The 20,134-nt window shown below is 54.3% G+C and carries 18 protein-coding genes; 12 read left to right on the top strand and 6 right to left on the bottom strand.

Annotation, left to right across the window (positions count from 1 at the left end):
• Nucleotides 1-82: 82 nt before the first annotated feature.
• From zwf to ONB24_07870, 4 genes are read left to right on the top strand one after another with little or no spacing between them, the layout of a single operon-like run.
• Entirely contained in the window at nt 83-1,576 is a 1,494-nt protein-coding gene (zwf, locus tag ONB24_07885; GenBank protein ID MDZ7316027.1) for a glucose-6-phosphate dehydrogenase, read from the top strand.
• Complete coding sequence (locus tag ONB24_07880; protein MDZ7316026.1) at nt 1,573-2,694, top strand: glucose-6-phosphate dehydrogenase assembly protein OpcA; 1,122 nt, start codon at nt 1,573-1,575, stop codon at nt 2,692-2,694. Before zwf ends, ONB24_07880 begins: the two co-directional genes overlap by 4 nt.
• Entirely contained in the window at nt 2,660-3,379 is a 720-nt protein-coding gene (gene pgl / locus ONB24_07875; GenBank protein ID MDZ7316025.1) for a 6-phosphogluconolactonase, read from the top strand. The genes ONB24_07880 and pgl overlap by 35 nt, the downstream gene beginning before the upstream one ends.
• Nucleotides 3,380-3,411: 32 nt before the next feature.
• On the top strand, nt 3,412-4,317 hold the full coding sequence (locus ONB24_07870; protein ID MDZ7316024.1) for a serine acetyltransferase: 906 nt from the start codon (nt 3,412-3,414) through the stop codon (nt 4,315-4,317).
• A 479-nt stretch (nt 4,318-4,796) separates the two neighbouring features.
• Here the strand turns inward: ONB24_07870 and ONB24_07865 are convergent, their stop codons facing one another.
• The 3 genes from ONB24_07865 to ONB24_07855 form a co-directional block, all read right to left on the bottom strand.
• A complete protein-coding gene (locus ONB24_07865; protein MDZ7316023.1) occupies nt 4,797-5,234 on the bottom strand; it encodes an Hsp20/alpha crystallin family protein in 438 nt (145 codons plus the stop codon).
• A gap of 18 nt (nt 5,235-5,252) precedes the next feature.
• The gene (locus ONB24_07860; GenBank protein ID MDZ7316022.1) at nt 5,253-5,681 is read right to left on the bottom strand and encodes an Hsp20/alpha crystallin family protein; all 429 of its coding nucleotides are present in this window, start codon (nt 5,679-5,681) and stop codon (nt 5,253-5,255) included.
• A gap of 222 nt (nt 5,682-5,903) precedes the next feature.
• Nucleotides 5,904-6,740 (bottom strand): hypothetical protein, encoded by an 837-nt coding sequence (locus ONB24_07855; protein ID MDZ7316021.1) that lies wholly within the window; start codon nt 6,738-6,740, stop codon nt 5,904-5,906.
• Nucleotides 6,741-6,952: 212 nt separating this feature from the next.
• On the opposite strand from ONB24_07855, the gene ONB24_07850 reads away from it, so the two are divergent.
• The 8 genes from ONB24_07850 to ONB24_07815 all read left to right on the top strand — a co-directional run bounded on the left by ONB24_07850 (nt 6,953) and on the right by ONB24_07815 (nt 17,047).
• Nucleotides 6,953-10,099, top strand: a complete 3,147-nt coding sequence (locus ONB24_07850) for a BamA/TamA family outer membrane protein (protein ID MDZ7316020.1) — start codon at nt 6,953-6,955, stop codon at nt 10,097-10,099.
• Nucleotides 10,100-10,122: 23 nt separating this feature from the next.
• A complete protein-coding gene (locus tag ONB24_07845) occupies nt 10,123-11,400 on the top strand; it encodes a GWxTD domain-containing protein (GenBank protein ID MDZ7316019.1) in 1,278 nt (425 codons plus the stop codon).
• 208 nt (nt 11,401-11,608) lie between these two features.
• The gene (locus ONB24_07840) at nt 11,609-12,268 is read left to right on the top strand and encodes a PHP domain-containing protein (GenBank protein MDZ7316018.1); all 660 of its coding nucleotides are present in this window, start codon (nt 11,609-11,611) and stop codon (nt 12,266-12,268) included.
• Between the two features lie 181 nt (nt 12,269-12,449).
• Nucleotides 12,450-13,064, top strand: a complete 615-nt coding sequence (locus tag ONB24_07835) for a hypothetical protein (GenBank protein MDZ7316017.1) — start codon at nt 12,450-12,452, stop codon at nt 13,062-13,064.
• 14 nt (nt 13,065-13,078) lie between these two features.
• Complete coding sequence (locus ONB24_07830) at nt 13,079-13,885, top strand: hypothetical protein (GenBank protein ID MDZ7316016.1); 807 nt, start codon at nt 13,079-13,081, stop codon at nt 13,883-13,885.
• A 23-nt stretch (nt 13,886-13,908) separates the two neighbouring features.
• On the top strand, nt 13,909-14,205 hold the full coding sequence (locus ONB24_07825) for a hypothetical protein (protein MDZ7316015.1): 297 nt from the start codon (nt 13,909-13,911) through the stop codon (nt 14,203-14,205).
• A 138-nt stretch (nt 14,206-14,343) separates the two neighbouring features.
• Nucleotides 14,344-14,820 carry a hypothetical protein gene (locus ONB24_07820; GenBank protein ID MDZ7316014.1) on the top strand — a complete coding sequence of 159 codons (477 nt, stop codon included), beginning with the start codon at nt 14,344-14,346 and terminating at the stop codon, nt 14,818-14,820.
• 10 nt (nt 14,821-14,830) lie between these two features.
• A complete protein-coding gene (locus ONB24_07815; protein ID MDZ7316013.1) occupies nt 14,831-17,047 on the top strand; it encodes a TonB-dependent receptor in 2,217 nt (738 codons plus the stop codon).
• 113 nt (nt 17,048-17,160) lie between these two features.
• Here the strand turns inward: ONB24_07815 and rfbC are convergent, their stop codons facing one another.
• Genes rfbC through ONB24_07800 form a run of 3 tightly spaced genes read right to left on the bottom strand, consistent with a single transcriptional unit; the run spans nt 17,161 to nt 20,121 of the window.
• Complete coding sequence (gene rfbC / locus ONB24_07810; GenBank protein MDZ7316012.1) at nt 17,161-17,709, bottom strand: dTDP-4-dehydrorhamnose 3,5-epimerase; 549 nt, start codon at nt 17,707-17,709, stop codon at nt 17,161-17,163.
• A complete protein-coding gene (locus ONB24_07805; protein ID MDZ7316011.1) occupies nt 17,710-19,032 on the bottom strand; it encodes a thymidine phosphorylase in 1,323 nt (440 codons plus the stop codon).
• A gap of 18 nt (nt 19,033-19,050) precedes the next feature.
• The gene (locus ONB24_07800; protein MDZ7316010.1) at nt 19,051-20,121 is read right to left on the bottom strand and encodes a hypothetical protein; all 1,071 of its coding nucleotides are present in this window, start codon (nt 20,119-20,121) and stop codon (nt 19,051-19,053) included.
• Nucleotides 20,122-20,134: the final 13 nt, after the last annotated feature.

Genomic DNA, 20,134 nt, shown 5'->3' with positions numbered 1-20,134 from the left:
TTGCGGGGTTTCCTGAAATGATCATTTTAGGTGATTGAATAAAGATATGGATGAAGCGTTTGAAAACCCTTTCCGAGAGGGAATGCGCGGCAGACGGACAGCTGAAGCGGCGGTTCTGGTCATTTGGGGCGCAACCGGCGACCTGACCAAGCGCAAGCTGATCCCTTCTCTTTTCAGTCTCTATCAACAAAATCTGCTGCCTCCGGAGCTGCAAATTGTTGCCTTTGCCCGACGACCAAAAAACGATGATACCTTCCGCAACGATCTGGACGTTGCGCTCCAGACTTTTCACGGCGACAGCAGCCTGGAAGACAGGCGCAGCTTTCTATCACGAATCCACTACCACCAGGGCGACTTTACGACCGTTGAAGCGCACAAGGGACTGGCGGCGTTCATTGTAGCACTCGAAGAACGCTGCCAATTGCCCGGCAACCGGCTGTTCTATTTGGCAACGCCGCCCTCGGCCTACGAAACCATCGTGCAGGGCATCCGTCAGGCGGGACTGCAGCGCAGTCCCAAAGGCTGGACGCGCATCATCATCGAAAAACCTTTCGGCCGAGACCTTACCACCGCGGAAAAGCTCAACCGTTTGATCAGCCAAGTGTTTCGCGAAGACCAGGTCTATCGCATCGACCATTATCTCGGCAAAGAGACGGTGCAGAACATCCTTGTCTTTCGCTTTGCCAACGGCATCTTTGAACCGATCTGGAACCGCCGCTACGTCGATCATGTTCAGATCACCGTTGCGGAAACGCTCGGTGTCGAAGGACGCGGCAACTTTTTCGAGGAAACAGGCATCACCCGCGACATCGTGCAGAATCATGTCTTTCAACTTCTTTGTCTCTTTGCCATGGAACCGCCCGCTTCCATCGATTCGGAGGCGGTAAGGGATGAAAAAGTCAAAGTTCTGCGCGCAATCAAAGAGTTCGATCCAAGCCGTATCGCCGATTTTGTCGTGCGCGGCCAATATATTGCCGGTTCCATTATGGGCGAGCCGTTGCCCGGCTACAAAGAGGAAGAGGGCGTGTCGCCGGACTCGACGACCGAAACCTACGTGGCCATGAAACTGGAGATCGAAAACTGGCGTTGGGCGGGCGTGCCCTTTTATCTGCGCGCCGGAAAACGTCTGCCGAAGCGCGTCACCGAAATAGCGGTGCAGTTCAAGAGCGCGCCGCTGCAAATGTTCAGCCGCGAGACGCGCGAGCAGGTCGGCCCGAACGTCCTGGCCCTCCGCATCCAGCCCGATGAAGGCATCTCGCTGCGCTTCGATTCCAAAGTGCCCGGCCACTCCAGTCTCATTCGGCCGGTCACTATGGACTTTCGTTACGGCACCAGTTTCGGACAAAAGGCGCCCGAGGCTTACGAGAGGCTGCTGTTGGACGCGCTCATCGGCGACGCAACGCTCTTTACGCGCTCTGACGAAAACTTGACGTCTTGGAAAATTCTTGAGCCGATCTTCCGGTATTGGCAGCAATCCAAGGTGAGCAGTTTGCCGGTTTATCCTGCCGGGACGTGGGGGCCGCCGGAGGCGGACGCCTTGCCGGGCCGCGAAGGTAGGGAATGGAGACGTCTATGAAAGCCGTCGAGCAAAAACTTGGCGAGCAGATTCCGCCGCCGCAAATCGAGTCGGTCTTTCGGCGTTTTTGGCGCGAAATTGCAGGCAGCGACTCTGCGGCTTTGCTCAAAGCCGGAACCCTAAATCTCGTCGTGCTTTGTCAAGAGACCTCGTGCGCCCAAAAGCTTCGCCGGCAGCTGCCCGAAATCATTGCTCATCATCCGGGCCGAATTATTGTCGTTTCGGCGGAACCGACTTTATCAGCCGCTGAAATGAGTGCAAGCCTCTATGCCTATCTCCAAGAGTTTGCCGAAGGTCATAAGCTTATTGTAGCCGAGGCGATCTTTTTACAGGCAAATCGCCGACCGTCTCAGTGGATTAGCGGTGCAGTGTTGCCGCTCCTGTTGCCGGATCTGCCGGTCTTTTTGTGGTCTTTTGACCGTTTTCACAGCCTTCCGGAAAGCCTGGAACCGCTGCTCCGCTATGTCGACCGGCTCGTCGTCCGGCCCGACGATACTTTTGACAATCTCGAAGAGATTGCAGACATCCTCAAGGAAATCCTAAAGCAAAGCCGGCAGCGCAGCGTCGTCGATCTTGTATGGCTGCGCTCGGCGGACTGGCGCGAGGCGACGGCCCGTCTCTTTGACCGCGTGGAGAATCTGCAGCTCCTTACCGCGCTGCAGGAGATCGAAATCTACTACTCGGCAGAAAAACCGGCCCTTGCGGCGCTATATACGGCGGCTTGGCTCGCCGCTTCGCTGCAGAATTCCAGGGTTGGAACGGTCGAGCGCTGGAACACGGTCCTACATTACCGTCGAGGCTGTTCTCTTCCGGCAATCACCCTTAGGAGGCTGCCGGGTGAGGGTTTGGGAGTGCAGAAAATCAAATTTCTCGGCAAACGAAATGAAAAAAGCTTTATTTTAACACTCGCCGCCGAAAAGAATGTTTTTACCGCCTCGCTGCAGGTTGGCGGCGAAATAACCGCTGAATATGAATTCCCTCATCCTCGGCGCTGTACCGGCGACCTCCTCTGCGAAGCGTTGGATACCGTCGTTCAAGACGAGCTCTATCTCCAAACCTGTAACCATTTGCTCGAGTTTTTGCATGAAACCGCAAATCATAACTCTGTCCGAGCGTGACGACCTTTACGCTTTTGCCGCTGATTGGCTGGCGGAGGTCTCGGATGAAATCATTGCCAAGTCCGGGCGATTCACAATTGCCCTCTCCGGCGGCTCCACACCCGCCGGTTGGTACGACCATCTGGTTTTACGCGATGAAATAAAATGGAGTTATTTCGATTTTTTTTGGAGCGACGAACGGTTCGTGCCGATCGATCACCAGGAGAGCAATGCCGGCCTGGCCGTTCGAAGGCTGTTGCAGCCGCTGGGAATCGAAAAGGAGCATTACTTTCCGGTCCCCACGCAATATCCGACCGCGCATCAGGCGGCGATGGAGTACGAGTCCCTCATCCGCGGTTTTTTCGGCGTTTTGGAGACCGTGCCGAGATTTGATCTAATTCTCCTCGGCCTGGGCAGCGACGGCCATACGGCCTCGCTTTTTCCCAACGGCAAAGCGCTGCTGGAGAATCGGCGTTTGGTGACCGCGGATTTTGTAGAAAAGCTGTCGAGTTGGCGCATCACCTTTACGCTGCCCCTGCTCAATCAGGCGAAAAACATTGCTTTTATAATCAGCGGCGAGGAAAAGGCTGAAACCGTAAGGCGACTGCTCAAAGAGCAGGATCCGACGCTGCCGGCTTTACAAGTGCGGCCGACCAACGGCAGGCTCTTTTTTTTGTTGGACGTTGCAGCGGCATCCCGATTGTGAGCGGTGCCATTCTAATTGATCGCGAGGAAGTTATGAACGAAGTTGGAGATCGGCTGACGCAAATTGCCGAAGCGATCGTCGATACTTATGAAAGGGACGGCGGCATCAACCGCATCGACGGCGCCAATCTGCCCGCCCCGGCCGCCGTCTTTGAGATATTGGACGGCCTCTTGGAAATTCTCTTTCCCGGTTACTTTGGACATCGGGTTCCGGCGCGCGCCAACATTCTTTTTTTCGTGCAAAGCGCCATAGACCGACTTTTTCTGCAGTTGATCGAAGAATTCAAGCGCGCCTGTCGCTATGCGCAATCCATCGGCGCCTATCATGGTGAAATCAGCCGCACCACCTGCGAAGAAAAGGCTCTTCGCCTGATCTCGGCACTGCCGGAGATCCGCTCGATGCTGCAGCTGGACATTCGCGCCGGTTACGAGGGCGACCCGGCAGCCAAAAGCATCGAAGAGATCATCTCCTGCTATCCCTTTGTGATCGCCGTGGCCACGCATCGCATCGCACATGAGATCCATCGCATGGAGATCCCCATCATTCCGCGGGTTATGTCCGAGTGGGCGCATCGACGCACCGGTATTGACATTCACCCAGGCGCGACGATCGGAAAAAGCTTTTTCATCGATCATGGCACCGGCGTCGTCATCGGCGAAACGACCGAAATCGGCAATAATGTAAAAATTTATCAGGGGGTCACCCTTGGGGCGTTGAGTTTTCCGAAGCAAAGCGACGGCACGCTGGTCAAAGGCGGCAAACGCCACCCCACCATCCGCGATCGCGTGACGATCTATGCAGGCGCAACCATTTTAGGCGGCGAGACGGTGATCGGCGAGGACTGCATCATAGGCGCCAATACGTGGATCACCTCCTCCGTTCCTCCCCGAACACTGGTCACTTTCCAAGAACAGCAAATTTATAGGCGGCTGGAGTAGGCAACAGGGCCGGGATAAAAATCCCGAGCACCGCGCCGGCCGCGTAGGGGGATTAGCAACCGGCGAGGGGGGACATCAGTGCTCGGGATAGGAGGAAAAGTGCTTTTCTTTGTGCCTTTTGTTTTCCAATCATTTTAACTGACTTTTATTTTTCCTTATTTCAAATTTTTTTAATCTTGGTTTAACGGTTGCTTTTGCCGCGGAGGCACGGAGGCCATAGAGAAAAAAATATTTATTGAGAATCAAATACACGACAGAAAAAGTGCTTTGTTTACATCATCTCAATAATGCTGATTAAAACTTTCTTGTGAGTGCGAGGGAATGAAAAAGGGACAGGCGACATCAAATCATGAAAAAATAAATGGAGGATATTCTCAAGAAATCTGAGTCGCTTGTTTTCAATCAAAGATGGTCATTAATTCCGCCCAAAAACAAAAAAAGCGCGGATGAGAAACTCATCCGCGCCGCAATAGAGATAATTATTTGATCTCGATTTGACGAGGCTTCTCTTCTTCCGCTTTGGGGAGAGTCAGACGCAACACACCGTCCTTAAAGTAGGCCTCCACTTTGCCGATCTCGACATGCGCCGGAAGAGTGATGGTACGGGAGAAGGTACCGTAAACCCGTTCGATGCGATGATAGTTGGCATCCTTCTCTTCCTCTTCCCGTTTCTTCTCACCGGAGATCTGCAGGACATTGTCTCGAACCGAAACCTTGATGTCCTCTTTACGCATGCCGGGAAGCTCGGCAAAGACCTCAACCTTGTCGTTGGTCTCTTTGACGTCGATGCTCGGGTACCACGCGAGCTCGCCGCCGCTCTCCTCTTCAAAGTCACGGAAGAAGGACTCGAACATGCGGTTCATCTCCCTTTGCAGGGTATTCAGCTCACGGAAAGGACGCCATCTGACAATTGCCATATGACTCACCCTCCTTTCTTATTCGCCTTTGATCTCGATCGTTTTGGGAATCATCTTTTCCGCTTTCGGTAACAGCAGCTCCAACACGCCGTCGCGAAAAGTTGCCGTAACCTTGGCGGAATCGATGTCCGTGTTCAGCAAAAACTTGCGGCAAAAACTGCCGTGACGAATCTCCTTGCGGTTATAGCGCTCATCTTCCTGAAGCTGCGGGGCTTTTTTCTCGCCGCTCAGCTCCAGGATGCCGTCGCGAATGGTGAGCCGGATGTCTTCACGCTTCATGCCGGGCAGCTCGGCCATCAGCACAAAGGCATCCTTGCGCTCCCGAATATCGACCGCCGGAATCCAGGTTCCGCGGCACTCCATCTCGTCTTCATCCTGCATCGCCCGCCATCCGCGATCCAAGTCGTTCTGAACGCCCCATCCCATTCTATAAGGCCGGTAATACATTTTTCATCTCCTTCTTTTGGTTTGCTGCCCTTAGATATTCAAGTTGCGTGCCGGCTTTCTAGAAAAGGCTTTTCGACTTAATTTTTATAGAGTTACAAAATTAGACCTCTTTTTCTTTCGCTTTACTTGCCTCTGTCAAGTTGACAAACCGGTATGAACTTTTAAGAAATTGCGTCAGATACACCTGTCATGCTGCATCCTACCGGCTGTCGCACAATCGGCTTATTCCTGTTGCCTTATGACGACAGCTTGCCCTTCTTTTTCAAGCTTGCTGTAATCCAGCTCCGAGCCATGAAGACTGTGGGGAATCATAAATACGATCAGGGTGACGACCGCGGCTGCAACGACGACAAACCGACGCTGCGGATTCCTGCGGACTAGGTATCCTGCGCCGAGCCAAACGAGAAAGGCGATCAAGGTTTTGTTGTCCGTAAGATCGGTGCCGAGCGGGAACCCTGTCCACCATTCGCCGAAGGCAAACTTTTGCACCAAGGGTCCGAAAATGAATCCTCCGGCAAAAAGCAGAACGAGAGTCCATTTGATCTTGCCGGCGAGCGGCTGCGAACGCGTAAGAGCGGAAAGGCCGGTTGCCGTCGAGAAAAGCATGGCAAAGAACATGAGCAGAATGTGCGGAATTAATGCCCAGGCCGGAACGTCGTTGCGAAAGCGGATCACCACATTTTCTTTGACCGGTAAAAGAAGGATTTCATCGCCGCGTCGGATTTCGATGTGATATTCCAGTTTTCCCGCAGGCGGCTGGTGAGGCAATTCGGCCGTCATCACATCCGACTGTCGCTGCATTTCCACCCGCGTCCATTCGTCATTGGTTTTATAGCGTTTCCACACCAATTGCGCGGTATCGGATTGAGGCAAAAGAGGAATTGCCACAATTTGCCCGCCTGCGCCGGCATGCGTGCGCGGAAACTTGTACGCATAGTCTTTGCCGTCCCAGGTGAATCGGCCTTTCAAGGGGTAAGTGGGGCCGGTTAAGCGTTGAAATAGGGCGGAAAAAAGAGTAAGCAGAACCGCCGCCGTCCAGATCAAAAGTTTTATTTTCATTTTATCCTCCGTAACGATGCAACCTGCGGTAAATTTCGGCGTTCTATTTCTCAGTCGATACGGTAAAGTAACACTTTCGGAAATAAATTTGGAAATAAAAAACAAGACAAACCTATTAAAGAACAAAGCTGAAAAGGAACGATTTGGTTTTTCCCGTTTTTTTCATTAAATATTTTAAAAGAGCCCTGCAAAGGCCGATAGGGAGAATCAGGATGAGCCGTGTCAATTTGTTTATAGTATCCATCTTGGTGCTGTGGACTGTTGCGCAAGCGCAGTATTTCGGCAAAAATAAAGTGCAGACCACGGTGTTCAAATGGCAATACCTGCAGTCGGAGCATTTTGACATTTACTTTACGGAAGGAGGAAAATCAATTGCCGAATTTACGGCTCGAGTCGGCGAGGAAAGCTACCGCTCCATCAGCGGCCTGCTGCGTTTCGAGCTGTTGGACCGCGTCAAGATCATCGTCTATAACAGTCACAACGACTTTGGTCAAACCAACGTCGATCTCAGTCCGCCCGAAGAAACGGTCGGCGGCTTTACCGAATTCTTTAAGAACCGCGTGGTCATTCCCTATGAAGGAGAGTGGGAAAAATTTCGCCACGTGATTCACCACGAACTGACGCATGCCGTTATGCTGCAGATGGTGTACGGAGCGGGCACGCAATCGATTATCAGCGGCATCATGCAGTTTCAGCTGCCGCTCTGGTTGATCGAAGGCTTGGCCGAATATGAAAGCCGCGGTTGGGACATCGAAAGCGATATGTTTATGCGCGATGCGTCCGTACACGGTTATCTGCCTGAAATTCCCTATCTCAACGGCTTTTTGGCTTACAAGGGAGGCCAATCGGTTTTGCGCTATATTGCCGAGACTTACGGCGAAGAAAAGATCAGCGAACTGATCAATAAAATGAAGATGAACAGAGGCGCAAACCGCGGCATGAAGCAGGCGATCGGCATCGAGGAAAAGGAACTGACCAAGCGGTGGCAGCTCTATCTGAAACGGCTCTATTGGCCGGACATCGCCGACCGCAAGGAGCCGGAGGAAATTGCCAAGAGAATCACCGATCATCGGAAATGGAACAACTTTGTCAATACCAGCCCGGCAATCAGCAAAAAGGGCGACAAGATAGCGTTTTTGTCGGATAAGGATGACTATTTCGACATTTATATCGCCGGCACGATCGACGGCCGCATTCTTTCAAAGGTGGTAAGGGGCCAGCGCGCCGGAAACCTCGAAGAGCTGCATTGGCTGCGCGGACGCGGCATCGATTGGAGTCCGGATGACCGTTTTCTCGTCTTTTCCGCCAAAGCCGGCGCCGAAGATCAGCTGCACATTGTGGACGTTAAAAAGAGGAAAATTGTGCGCAGCATTGCCGTCGGCTTGGACGGCATTTATAACAGCGCCTGGAGCCCAAAGGGCGACGAAATTGCCTTTATGGGCGTCAAAAATGGGCAATCAGATATTTATGCCTATAACCTCGATACGAACTCTCTGCGCAAGATCACCGACGATCCTTTCAGCGATGTCGAGCCCTGCTGGTCACCCGACGGCAGCAAATTGGTTTTTGCCAGCGACCGCAACGATTATCTGACCGAAGTGCCGCAAAACTTTCGTCCCGAAAAGCTGAACATGAAGGACTATGACATCTTTGAGATCGGCGCCGACGGCCGCGGGCTGCGCAAGATCGTCGATTCGCCGTTTCTCGACCGTTCGCCGGTTTATTCTCCCGACGGCACCACCATCGCCTTCAGCAGCGATCGTTCGGGCGTATCGAACATTTATTTGAAACAAATTGACGGCGAGGAATGGCCGATAACCAATGTGGTCACCGGCGCTTATTTGCCAAGCTGGGGCGGCAGCCGAAATCAGCTGGCCTTTACCTCCTTTTACTATGCCGGTTACGATGTCTATGTCCTACGAAATCCCCTCGAAATTCAGCCTGGAGATGTGACCGTCCGTCCGACGCAGTTCGTGCAAAGCCTGCAGGAAAAGCCCAAAATAACGGCCGAACCCGTTTCTCCTGCACCGCAGCCGAATCGGGACTTGGAAAAATACCGCACGTTCGTCTTTGATGAAAAATTTGCCGACGGCGAAATCGAAATCAACGAGCACAAGGTGTTTCTCGATTCCACAGACTACTTTTTACCCACCGGCGAGTTCAAAGTCTCCAATTACGAGGTCAAGTTTACACCCGACTTGGTCTATGGAAGCGTCGGCTATGATCAGTTTTTCGGCACGCAGGGCTATACCACCATCATGTTGTCGGATGTGCTCGGCGACCATCGCATCAATCTTGCGCTCAATCTTTACGGCGATTTCAAGAACGCCGATTATGCCGTAGTCTATTACTATTTAAAACGACGGCTGGATGTGGGCGGCGGCGTCTATCATAACGCCTACTTTTTCTATTCGCCCAACGCCGGTTGGGTACGCGACCGCAACTACGGCTTGTCGATCATGGGCTCTAATCCGTTCGATCGTTATCGCCGTATCAGCGGCAGCATGACTCTAATGGGCATCAGCCGCGACTATCTTGATCTGCCCGATGAATACGTCGATTGGCTGGCCAGGCGCGGCTATATCTCTCCCACCAACCGCTATTTCCTTTTGGGCGACGTTACCTATACGGTCGACAACACCATCTGGGGCTATACGGGTCCCGTCAACGGCACGCGGTGGGGAGTCAGCCTCAGCTCCAGTCCCCAGCTTGGCGACAACGGCATCGATTTCACCACTCTGCGCGGCGATTGGCGGCGATATTTCAAGCTTTACCGCGATTATGTGATCAGCCTGCGGGCCGCTTCGGGCGCCAGTTTCGGCAAACACCCGCAAAAGTTCTTTCTGGGCGGCGAGCCGAACTGGATCAACTATCGCTACAACGGCGGCATCCGCGTCGATCACATCGAAGAGATTTATTTTGCGTCCTTCGAGATGCCGCTCCGCGGCGCCGGTTATTATGCCATCGAAGGGAACCGCTTCCTGCTCACCAACTTGGAGTTCCGGTTCCCCTTTGTGCGCTATCTGCAGCTCGGCTTTCCGTTTCCTTTGACGCTGGGAAATCTTGCCGGCGCCCTCTTTCTCGACTCCGGCTTTGCCTGGGATCGCGGCGACAACGTCGCTCTGTATCGCAGCGAACCTCAACCGACGTCCGACAAGTCTAAGCAGCAGAATCTTACTCTCTTTAAACGCGCCCCCAACGGCCTGCTGCAGGCAGAAGATCTTTACGCCTCGATCGGATGGGGATTGCGCATTGATCTGGGCATCTTTCTCCTGCGCGTCGACTTTGCCTGGCCGACCAACTTTTACAGCACAAGCAAAGACATGCAGGTGCTGTGGTCTCTGGGAGCGGATTTTTAGCCAATGCCGAACTTGAGGAGAAAATGAGAAAAGCTTTCATTTGCCTTTTTATCGTGATTTCGACTCTTATTGAGCCGATTCAGGCGCTGCAGGTCCGGGACATGGCCTCCTCCCGTCGCAAGACCATGTTCGGCAAGAATCTCTTCGTCTATCAGACCTACAATTTCGCCGACTCGACGGATCAAACCAAGAGTCTCATGGAATTCCATCTGCAGGTCGTCAACGATCTGTTGACGTTCATCAAGACCAAAGAGGGCACGTTCCGTGCGCGCTACGAGCTGAATGTCGTCATCCGCAACGACAAACAGGAACTGCTGGCGGAACAATCCCAAAGCCATCGGGTAATCGTCGCCACGTTTGCGGAAACCAATTCGCGCGAAAATCCGCATCATCATTCTTTTTCTTTTTCGCTGGCGCCCGGTCGCTATCTGGGACTGATTCGTTTAATCGATCTTGAATCGAACGAACAGCTTAATGAAGAGGTAAGCTGCACCTTTCGTCAATTCAACAGAGACCGCCTCCACCTTAGCGACCTCGTCTTTCTCGATCGCGTCGATTCAACGCAAAGCGGCCGCAGCTTTCGACCCAACGTGCTCAACCTCTTTAACGATCTCTCTTCCGCCTTTTCCGCTTATGTCGAAATCTATCCGCCCCATTCTGCCGATTCGATTCAGGTGCAGACGGTCATCTTTGGAAAGAACCAAAAGCTCTTTGAAGGAAAGAAAAGCTACGCGGTGCGCGACAGATCGACCATTCCGGTTCTTATTCCGTTCCGTCAACATTTGACGCAGCCGGGGGATTACGGCCTGCTGGTGAATGCGGTTTGGGGATCTCAATCGGCTAAAGTACAGCGCCTGTTTTCGGTTTCTTGGTCAAATGTGACCCTGCGCGAAAATAATATCGACCTGGCGATCGAACAATTGGCCGTCATTGCCCGCAAGAGGACGATCGACGCCATGCGCCAAGCCGACCCCGAGGAAAAGAGACGACTTTACGAGCAGTTTTGGAAAGAGCGCGACCCCACGCCCGCCACCGAAAGGAACGAGCTGCGGGAGGAATACTTTCGCCGCATCGATTTCTGCAATATGAACTTTAGCGAAGTCTCGGCCGGCAGACAGGGTTGGGAAACGGATCGCGGCCGAATCTATCTCGTTTACGGTCCGCCGGACGCAGTAGATCGGCAGGAAATGGAAATGTCCGTCCGGGCCGTGGAAGTCTGGCATTACAACCGCCTGAACCGCCGCTACTATTTTGCCGACCGAACCGGCGACGGCACCTATCGGTTGATCAAAGTCGAATAGCCTTCAGCCCCTGCCGGCATGCAGGTGCAGGGGCTGCGGGTCAATTCGATGCCTTCTTTACGCTCTCCATCCGAATTCCTTGTCTTTATCCTCTTTGCAACCTATTGATTTTAATATTCTCTTAACACGTCAATTTCATATCGTTCATGGTGATACGCAGGCACGAGCTTTGTAACTTCATATACGCTTAACAGACAGGAGTAAGGAGATGAAGAAGGCTGATCTTCATATTCATACACTCTACTCATCGGATGCGGTAACCAAACCGGCGACGGTGCTGCAGACCGCCGCCGAAAAAGGCATGCATATCATTGCCGTCACCGATCACGACTCGACCGGCGCCTGGTCGGAGCTGTTGGAAAAGGGACCTTACTACGGCGTGGAAGTCGTGCTCGGCCAGGAGATCAGGCTTTGGAACGGCAAGTTTCCAGCCGGAGATGTAGTTGGACTTTTCCTCAAGCAGCCGTTGCGCAGTCGGGAGTTGCCGGCGCTGCTGGCCGAGATCGCGGAACAGGACGGCCTGGCTGTCATCGCTCATCCCTTCTGCAGTCGCAGAGAGTTTCGCGCCTTTGAGCATATCGTGGATTGGCAGCGCATTGCATTGGAGGTCCGCAACGGTCGGATCTTTAACGAACGCGACAATGAAATGGCCGAGGTGCTGGCACAAAAGCTCAAGCTGCCCGTCACCGCCGGCAGCGATGCGCACACACCCTTTGAGATTGGTTCCGTCTATCTCGAATTCGAAGGCCGCAATGCCGAGGACCTCAAGCAGGCCATTCTCCATCACGATGTCCGGCCGGCAGGATCGCCTTCGAGCCCTTTCTTTTCCCTCATTTCCCCCTTCGGCCGTCTCGGTATTGCCATCTGAGGTTGTTTCACCATCAAACCGCCGCAAAATGCGGCGGTTCTTTTTTCATACCCTTTACAATCGAACAAATCCCTTGAAACTCGTCGAGCGGTTTGATATATTGAAAAAAGCCGCGCCGAAATTCGTCCTCTGCTGTGGTTTTTGAGGTACGAGAAGGCTTGGGGAAAAACCGGAGACCAACATGAAGCATTGGCACAAGTCCAAAGAACCGTCTTTCGGCCAAACGGTCATCGAATGGCGTCGTCGGGACATTGAACGTCTGATCGGCAAGATATTTTCCTGGCTGTTCGGAGGGTTTTTCTTTGGTATTTTAACGTCGATTTTCTTTATCGCCGTCGGTTTGCCGGACATTGCACAAAAGGCGGCCCGCGTGGTCTTTTTCGCCGTATGGATCGGCGGCATCATCGACAGCTGGTTCCGTTGCATCGTCAAAGGCATTACCTATCAAATTACGACTCAGGGTGTTGTGCACATCCATCCCTATTTCGGATGGGAAGAAAGCTGCCCGCCGCCGAAGCGCCGCTTTTTCAAACCGATGTACTATTTTGTGCCTTGGGCCGAAGTAAAAGAGATCAAAGATCATAAAAAGAGCGGCTTTGTCCTCCATTTCGAGCATCGCGATCATCAGCACATTCCAGTGACTCCGACGGTCAAGGTCTGCATGGACGTTAAAACTCATTTCAGCGATGTGAAAAGCAAGAACCGCAGCGACCGCAACGAGCCCAAAATGGATAAAGATTTGAATCGAATGATCCTCAAGGCAGCGCGGGAGGCGTTCAAAGCAGCGCAGAATTAGATCGGAGAGCCGCTGTGCCTCATTCGGTCACATTGCCGGATATACGAGCTTTTGTCGATTCGGAAATCTTTGCACGAGGGGAGACTCTTTATCGACTCGGGGGAGTCAGAAGCCGTTTTCATACCGCGGTGGGCATCAAAGGTGTGGTGATCGGCGAGAAAAAAGCCTCTGCCGAAGTGGTGATTGATAAGGGACAAATGTTCGGACGCTGCACCTGTCAGATCGGCAGCGGCCCCTGCGAGCATCAGACGGCGCTTTTGATCGCCTGGGCTAACGAGCCGGAAAGCTTTGTCAACATCGATTCTCTGCGGAAAGCTGTTCGCGCCAAGGACAAAGAGATGCTGGCGGAAACGTTGCTGCTGTTATGCGAGACGTTTCCCGAGCTTTGCAGCCTGTTCACCGATTCGAAAGGGGCCGATGAACTCGCCGCACTGCAAAAAGAGGTGGACGCTGTTTTTACCTTTCCCGAGCAGGTGAATCTCTCCTTTCGTGAATTGAACGTGCCCGTGCAGATTTTGACCGTTCGCGCCAAACTGCTTCGTATCGAAGGGAAATACCGCCAGGCGCGAGCCGTGTACTTCCATCTCTTGCGCCATGTCTTTATGCTGAACCGAACGAGGAGACTCGGCGAGGCTTTTCCCGAAGAGATATTGATCGACCTCGCCGATGCATATGAAGAGTTGTGCCTGGCCGATCCGCATTTCTCTCAGGAAGCTCCCGCGATGCGTCAGGAGCTTGCCGCATTGGATGCCTGTCTGCCGGACAGCGAGATGGTGTGGTTCGAAGAACTGAAAGCAAAGACGGGATTTTCGGCGGGATGAAGGAGCGGCAACGAGGTCGACACTTGAAGCTGCTTAATTCAGCAATTTTTAGAGGGGCGGCCGGAACCCTTGCCCTGCTGCTGTTATTGATTGCTTCCGGAGCCGAACTGCTCCACAATCACGATGCCGACTTTTACGAGCATTATGACTGTCCGGCGCATCAGCTGCAGGCGATTCTCAGTACAGCTCTGTTCGTCTCCATCGTCTTTGTCATCTATTTTCGGCATACGAACTTTTTCCCTGATATCGACTATACCCTTGCCGTTTCGATCATTCCGCAGTCTCAAAAGACACGCGCTCCCCCAATTTTCGAATTTTAAAGCTCGTCGTCATAATAACTTTTTTTCCTTTCGAGGCCGCGATCTATAAGAATAGGCGTAGAGGGAACTTTTTGCGCTTAAAACCATCTCATTGAAAGCGCTCGAAATTAATCCAGAACTCTTACAAGGAGAGCAACCATGTCCAGACTTTACTTTTTTATCGGCATTTCAGCCTTTGTGGTCTCGATATTTGCCGGCTGCAGCAGAGAAAAGAATCCGGTTTCGGATCATGATCATGGAGAACATACGCGCGCGGTCGGCTGCGTCATCAAACTGAATGAAAACGAGCTGGTTCGCGCCGAAAAAAACAAGGTGACCGGTTCCTTGTCCGTTAAACAGCGAACCGAAACACCCGCCATGCAGTTTTATCTCATTGCCGAAGACGGCGATCTTTTTCAGCCCAATGAGCAGGAGTATGTTTTTGCCTGGGAATCCAAGCATCCGGAAATTGCCGACATTATCCAATATCAAATCGACGGTCGATGGGCGTTCAGAGTAAAAGGGTTCCAAGCAGGCAGTACGGTATTCATTTTTAAAGTACTGCACGGCGATCATGCCGACTTTGTTTCGCTGGACATTCCCGTTACCGTTACTTCGGACGGCGGCGGTTTATAAGAAAATCCTCATGATCTTGCGCAAACTCGGCACGGCGTTTCAATCGATCACCGTCGCCGTGCCGCTTTTCCTAATAGGGATCGTCCCGTCTTCTTTTGCCGGTGAGTTGATCGGACGAGTGATCGAGCGGGAAACCGGTCGACCGGTCGAGTTTACCAACATTCTGTTGGTCGAGGCCAACCGTTCCGCGACAGCCGGCCTCGACGGCACGTTTCGCCTGCCGGATCTTCCGGCCGGAAGGTACACGCTGCGCACCTTTCGCATCGGCTACACGGAAGTCACGCAGCCGGTGGAGATCGGCAATGACACGATGCGCATCACGCTGGAGCTGCAGCGCGCCGTCATTCATCTCGGCGGGGTGACCGTTGAGGCGAAGCGGGGCGACACAGAGTCGCCGGTCGAGCCGGACATTCTTTTTTCGGACAGAAAGCTGCATCAGGCGCTGGGCAAAACGATTGCGCAGACGATAGACTATGAGCCCGGCATATCGCAGCGCACCATGGGACCCGCACCGGCGAGGCCGGTGCTGCGCGGTTTGAGCAGCGACCGACTGCTGATTCTCGAAGATCGACAGCAGGCGGGTGATCTATCGGCGACTTCATCCGACCACGCCGTAGCCATTGAACCGCTGACGGCCCAGCACATCGAGATCATCCGCGGGCCCGAAGCCTTGATTTACGGCACCCAAACCCTTGCGGGCGTCATCAACGTCGCCCGCAGGGCCGTGCCGACGCAAAAGTCGCCTTTAACCGGCTCAATCATCATCCAAGGAGAGAGCGCCTCCTCAGCAGCGGCGCTCGGCGCCGAATTTTCCGGTTCTCTGCGCTCAACGGCATGGCACTTTGATTACAGTCGCCGCCGGTCTGATGACATGCGCACGCCGCTTGGGAAATTGATCAACACGGATCTCACCACGCAAACCTATTCTGCCGGGCTATCGCTGGTCGAAAAATGGGGAAGCGTCGGGGCAGCGGGCATCGGCTATCTTTCGCAGTACGGCATTCCTCCCGATCCCAAAGGCGGGCACCCGTCCGGTGTGCGTATTCGACTCGAGCGCTCGGCGCAGGAAATGCATGCCGCATTTCGACAACCGGTTGCATTCCTGGCGTCTCACGAGCTTACCGTTCGCCGTACGCTCTATCGTCATTTCGAGTTCGAAAAAAACGGCAAGTTGGGCGTCGAGTTCGGTCAGATTGCCTACGAGGCAAACTGGGAAGGCCGGGTCAAGCCGATGGGCAGAGCGAACAAAGGCATCGTCGGCATGCAGTTGTCGACGCGCGACTTGGCGTCGGCCGGGCTCAGTTTTACTCCAAATACGGTCGAGGAAAGGTTCGGCGGTTTTTATTATCAGGAAATCGAATATGGACGACTGCTGCTGCACGGCGCCGCGCGATTCGATGCCCTGTCCGTCACCCCCCAACAGGAACGACTCTCTCCTTATGTCGGCATGATCCGGAAGCGGCAGTTTCAGGGAGTTTCAGCAGGTTTTTCCCCTCATTATCGTCTTGCCCCTTACGGCACGATCGGGGTTCATCTCATGCGCACCTGGCGCGCGCCTATGCCGCAGGAGCTGTTCTCGGAGGGGCCGCATTTGGCCGCCTACAGCTATGAAATCGGCAACGCCGACTTGAAAAAGGAAATCGCCTTCGGCGCGGAACTGTTCGGCGAACTCAAGCGTGAGGATGCATTCCTTCGTCTTGCTTTCTATCACAACGACATTCGGGGGTATGTCTTTCCGCAAAACACGGGAGAAAAAAGTTGGCAGCGGGCCGATCTGTATGTCTATCGATTCGTCGGTGTTCACGCTCTGCTGAGCGGCGTCGAACTGTCGTTTCATTTGCCGATTCTTCAGCGCTTCCATGTTGCAGGCACCTTCAGCACGGTTAAAGGCAGCCTGGCGGGCACGGGCGCACCCCTGCCGTACATTCCGCCGGCTGAGGGCAAAATCAATATTGGTCTTGCGACCGACGGTTGGGATTTCAGTATTGCGCTGCGCGCTGCGGCGCCGCAAAGACGCCTTGGGCCGTTCGAAGCACCAACGGCCGGCTATGCGGTGTGGGACCTGAGCGCCTACCGCACGGCAACCGTCGGCAAAACGCTCTGTGTGTTCTCCCTATCGCTAACCAATCTGTTCGACACGGTCTACCGCCGGCATCTCAATCGGGTGCGGGAGATTATGCCGGAGCAGGGCCGCAGCGCAAACTTGCTGCTCAAAGTGTTTATCTGAATAAAGATTTTCGGTCTCCTGAAGTGCTTTTGGGTAGCCGATCATTTCAGGTGCAGTCTATTCGGCAGGCTTTACAATGCAACAACTTTGGGGACAGCTCTTACAGCATGACCTTAAAAATTCATCTCAGCGTCCTGAAAACGCGGATTGGCGGCGTCGCGGGGTGAAAGGATGATTTCATTGCCCTGAATCGGCCATTCTACGGCCAAGTCGGGATCGTTCCAAATAATGCCCCTCTCGGCTTGCGGCGCATAGAGGCGAGTGCACTTGTAATGAAATTCCGCCGTGTCGCTGAGTACGTAAAATCCGTGCGCGAATCCTTCAGGGATAAACATGGAGAGACGGTTTTCCTCGCTGAGCAGCACACCGACCCATTTTCCAAAAGTCGGCGAAGCGCGGCGCAGATCCACGGCGACGTCATAGACCGCACCGCGCAGCACCCTCACCAACTTTCCCTGCGCATGAGGAGCCAATTGGTAGTGCAGCCCGCGCAGCGTGCCTTTTACTGAACTGCTCATATTGTCCTGGACAAATTCGGTGGGCAGACCTTGAGCAGCAAAGAGATCGCTGCGGTACGTTTCCATGAAATAGCCGCGGGCATCCGCAAATACTCGCGGTTTGATCACCAGCACATCGGGGATTTCGGTACGAATAAACTCCATTTATTCTCTCCAACTCTCCTCACTGAAAACATCGACGATCAATTGTCTCTTTTGCGGCGCGGACTCGACGATGGTAAAAGCGGTTTTGGCGAGCGCCGCGCCCTCCTCGAAAGCGCTCAGGCGATCGGTAAAAAGCGTCGCCAGCGGCTGTCCCGCTTTAACGCGGCTGCCGACTTGAACATTCAGCAGAATGCCGGCTTTGTGATCGATTTGATCTTCCATGACATAGCGACCGCCGCCCAACTTGACCACCGCTTTACCGATTGCCAGAGCGTCGATTCTGCCCACCCAACCGCTCCGATCAGCAGTGATGGTTTCGATGATGCGGCTGCTCGGGTATTTGTCCGGCAAGAGCAGGTAGTCGACGTTGCCCCCCTGCGCCTTGACCATGCGGCTGAACCATTCCCACGCGGCGCCGCATTCCAAAAGCCGCATCTGCAGCGCCTTCGCTTCTTCCTGATCGGCGCAGCGCTCGGCCAAAATCAGCATCTCGGCGCCCAGCGCCAAAGTGACCTCCAGCACATCTTTCGGTCCCTTTCCCTGCAGGCACTCGCACGCTTCCTTCACCTCCAGCCAACTGCCCACGGCGCGGCCGAGCGGTTCGTCCATGCGCGTGATGACGACGCGCGTCCGTAGGCCGTTCAGCGCCGCGGTGCGGATGATCAGCTCGGCCAGGGTCTTTGCTTCCTCATAGGTGCGCATGAACGCGCCGCTGCCGGTCTTGATGTCCATTACCAAACCGTCGAGATCCTCGGCCAGTTTCTTGCTGAGAATGCTGGCGGTGATCAGGGGCATCGACTCGATGGTGGCCGTAGCGTCGCGCAGGGCGTACAATTTTCTGTCGGCCGGAACGATCTGTTCACTTTGCCCGACGATGGCTACACCGATGGTTTCGAGTTGACGACAGAACTCTTCGAGGCTCAGGCGCGTGCGGAAGCCGGGAATGGCTTCCAGTTTGTCGAGCGTGCCGCCAGTGTGGCCGAGGCCGCGGCCGGAGATCATCGGCACGCACAGCCCCGCCGACGCCATCAGCGGCGCCAGGATCAGCGAGACCTTGTCGCCGACGCCGCCGGTGCTGTGCTTGTCGATCTTGGGCGCCGCGATGCCGCGGAGATCGAGGCGCGCGCCGGATTCGAGCATCGCGGCGGTCAGTGCGGCGGTCTCTTCAAAGTCCATTCCCCGCAAAAAAATCGCCATAAGCAATGCCGCCGCCTGATAATCGGGAATGCGGTCGCGGCAATAACCGGCGATGAAATAGTCGATCTCTTCCCGCGTCAGCTTTTCGCCGTTGCGTTTGCGGAAGATGATGCTTACCGGATCCATCGCGATGTTTGCAGTGAGTTAGCGATTCGATAAAAGCTTTTCAGCGATGACGGCGGCGCCGTCGATGCGCAGAGGCGGCCAGTTCTGCGGTTTATTGAGCAGACGCCGCAGCGCATCGCACCAGCGGCCGGCAAGAAAATCATCCCAAGCCAGCTCTTCGCAGACACCGTAACGCTGCAGGCCGTCGATGAGCGCCGCATCCTCGGCGTTGTCGCGGCGCCGGACGTAGAGCAGCGGCGTTCGGTTGGCCAACGACTCTGCAACCATGCTGTAGCCGGGCTTGGAAAGCACCGCATCGCAGGCGGCCAGGATTTCTTCGAACGTCAACGATTGCTCGTCCAACCGCAGGCAGCGCTGCAGCGGCACGTCACGGCCGACGGCGACGCTGATTGCCGACAGCTCTTCATCCAAACGCCGCCATTCGACGCTTTCCATGTCGGCCATGCGCAGGCCGAGCATGAGATAGGGTTCATCGGACGTCATCCCGGCCAGCCGGCGAACCTCGGTACCGCTTCGTTCGGCCAAGCGCGCCACCAAAGGAACGTCTTCGATCTGAGCAAAAGCGGACATGTCTCCGTAAAACGGCAGGCGAAGCAGCCTTGCCGCTTGTCGATAGGAAGCGCGAATGTCTTCCACGACAAAGGCGTATTGCGGCATGCGGGCGACATAATCGGCATAGATCCAGTCCCAAGAGAAATTGCCGACGGCCGTCGCAGGTTTGCCGTAACCGGCGGCGGCGTCGAATGCAAAGGGGGTGATGTCGCTGACGATCAAGTCGGCCGCAACCGAGTGCAGAAACGCAATCTCTTCGCTTATCAGCCGCTCTTTGACACGGATCAGTTCAGCATAAGCGAGCAGAGTAGCTTCACAGTCGACGTCGAAACTGTTCGGCTGTTTGATGCCGAAATCCAGCTCGCGCCGATGATAGACGACGCGATGCTTCGGCAGTTTGTCGAACAACTGCGGCCAGGCGGCGGTGCGCACGTGCACGACCGCATCCGGCCGTTGTCGCAGCAGTTCTTTGATGATTTCGATATCGCGCACGGCATGTCCGTAACCGTGGCCGGAAATATAAAAGACGATCGTCACTTCTTTCCTATAC

This window comes from candidate division KSB1 bacterium, assembly GCA_034505495.1.
Lineage (GTDB): Bacteria > Zhuqueibacterota > Zhuqueibacteria > Residuimicrobiales > Krinioviventaceae > Fontimicrobium_A.
The sequence above is the reverse complement of the archived record's forward strand: the minus strand, read 5'-3'. Positions and strand labels throughout refer to the sequence as shown.

What these genes read in the sequence shown, in the direction of transcription:
- ONB24_07815 (MDZ7316013.1), top strand. Translation starts at nt 14,831, where the DNA reads ATGATCTTGCGCAAACTCGGCACGGCGTTTCAATCGATCACCGTCGCC.
- ONB24_07865 (MDZ7316023.1), bottom strand. Translation starts at nt 5,234, where the DNA reads ATGGCAATTGTCAGATGGCGTCCTTTCCGTGAGCTGAATACCCTGCAA.
- zwf (MDZ7316027.1), top strand. Translation starts at nt 83, where the DNA reads ATGCGCGGCAGACGGACAGCTGAAGCGGCGGTTCTGGTCATTTGGGGC.
- ONB24_07835 (MDZ7316017.1), top strand. Translation starts at nt 12,450, where the DNA reads ATGAAGCATTGGCACAAGTCCAAAGAACCGTCTTTCGGCCAAACGGTC.
- ONB24_07870 (MDZ7316024.1), top strand. Translation starts at nt 3,412, where the DNA reads ATGAACGAAGTTGGAGATCGGCTGACGCAAATTGCCGAAGCGATCGTC.
- ONB24_07850 (MDZ7316020.1), top strand. Translation starts at nt 6,953, where the DNA reads ATGAGCCGTGTCAATTTGTTTATAGTATCCATCTTGGTGCTGTGGACT.
- ONB24_07880 (MDZ7316026.1), top strand. Translation starts at nt 1,573, where the DNA reads ATGAAAGCCGTCGAGCAAAAACTTGGCGAGCAGATTCCGCCGCCGCAA.
- ONB24_07855 (MDZ7316021.1), bottom strand. Translation starts at nt 6,740, where the DNA reads ATGAAAATAAAACTTTTGATCTGGACGGCGGCGGTTCTGCTTACTCTT.
- pgl (MDZ7316025.1), top strand. Translation starts at nt 2,660, where the DNA reads ATGAAACCGCAAATCATAACTCTGTCCGAGCGTGACGACCTTTACGCT.
- ONB24_07860 (MDZ7316022.1), bottom strand. Translation starts at nt 5,681, where the DNA reads ATGTATTACCGGCCTTATAGAATGGGATGGGGCGTTCAGAACGACTTG.
- ONB24_07845 (MDZ7316019.1), top strand. Translation starts at nt 10,123, where the DNA reads ATGAGAAAAGCTTTCATTTGCCTTTTTATCGTGATTTCGACTCTTATT.
- ONB24_07820 (MDZ7316014.1), top strand. Translation starts at nt 14,344, where the DNA reads ATGTCCAGACTTTACTTTTTTATCGGCATTTCAGCCTTTGTGGTCTCG.
- ONB24_07840 (MDZ7316018.1), top strand. Translation starts at nt 11,609, where the DNA reads ATGAAGAAGGCTGATCTTCATATTCATACACTCTACTCATCGGATGCG.
- rfbC (MDZ7316012.1), bottom strand. Translation starts at nt 17,709, where the DNA reads ATGGAGTTTATTCGTACCGAAATCCCCGATGTGCTGGTGATCAAACCG.
- ONB24_07805 (MDZ7316011.1), bottom strand. Translation starts at nt 19,032, where the DNA reads ATGGATCCGGTAAGCATCATCTTCCGCAAACGCAACGGCGAAAAGCTG.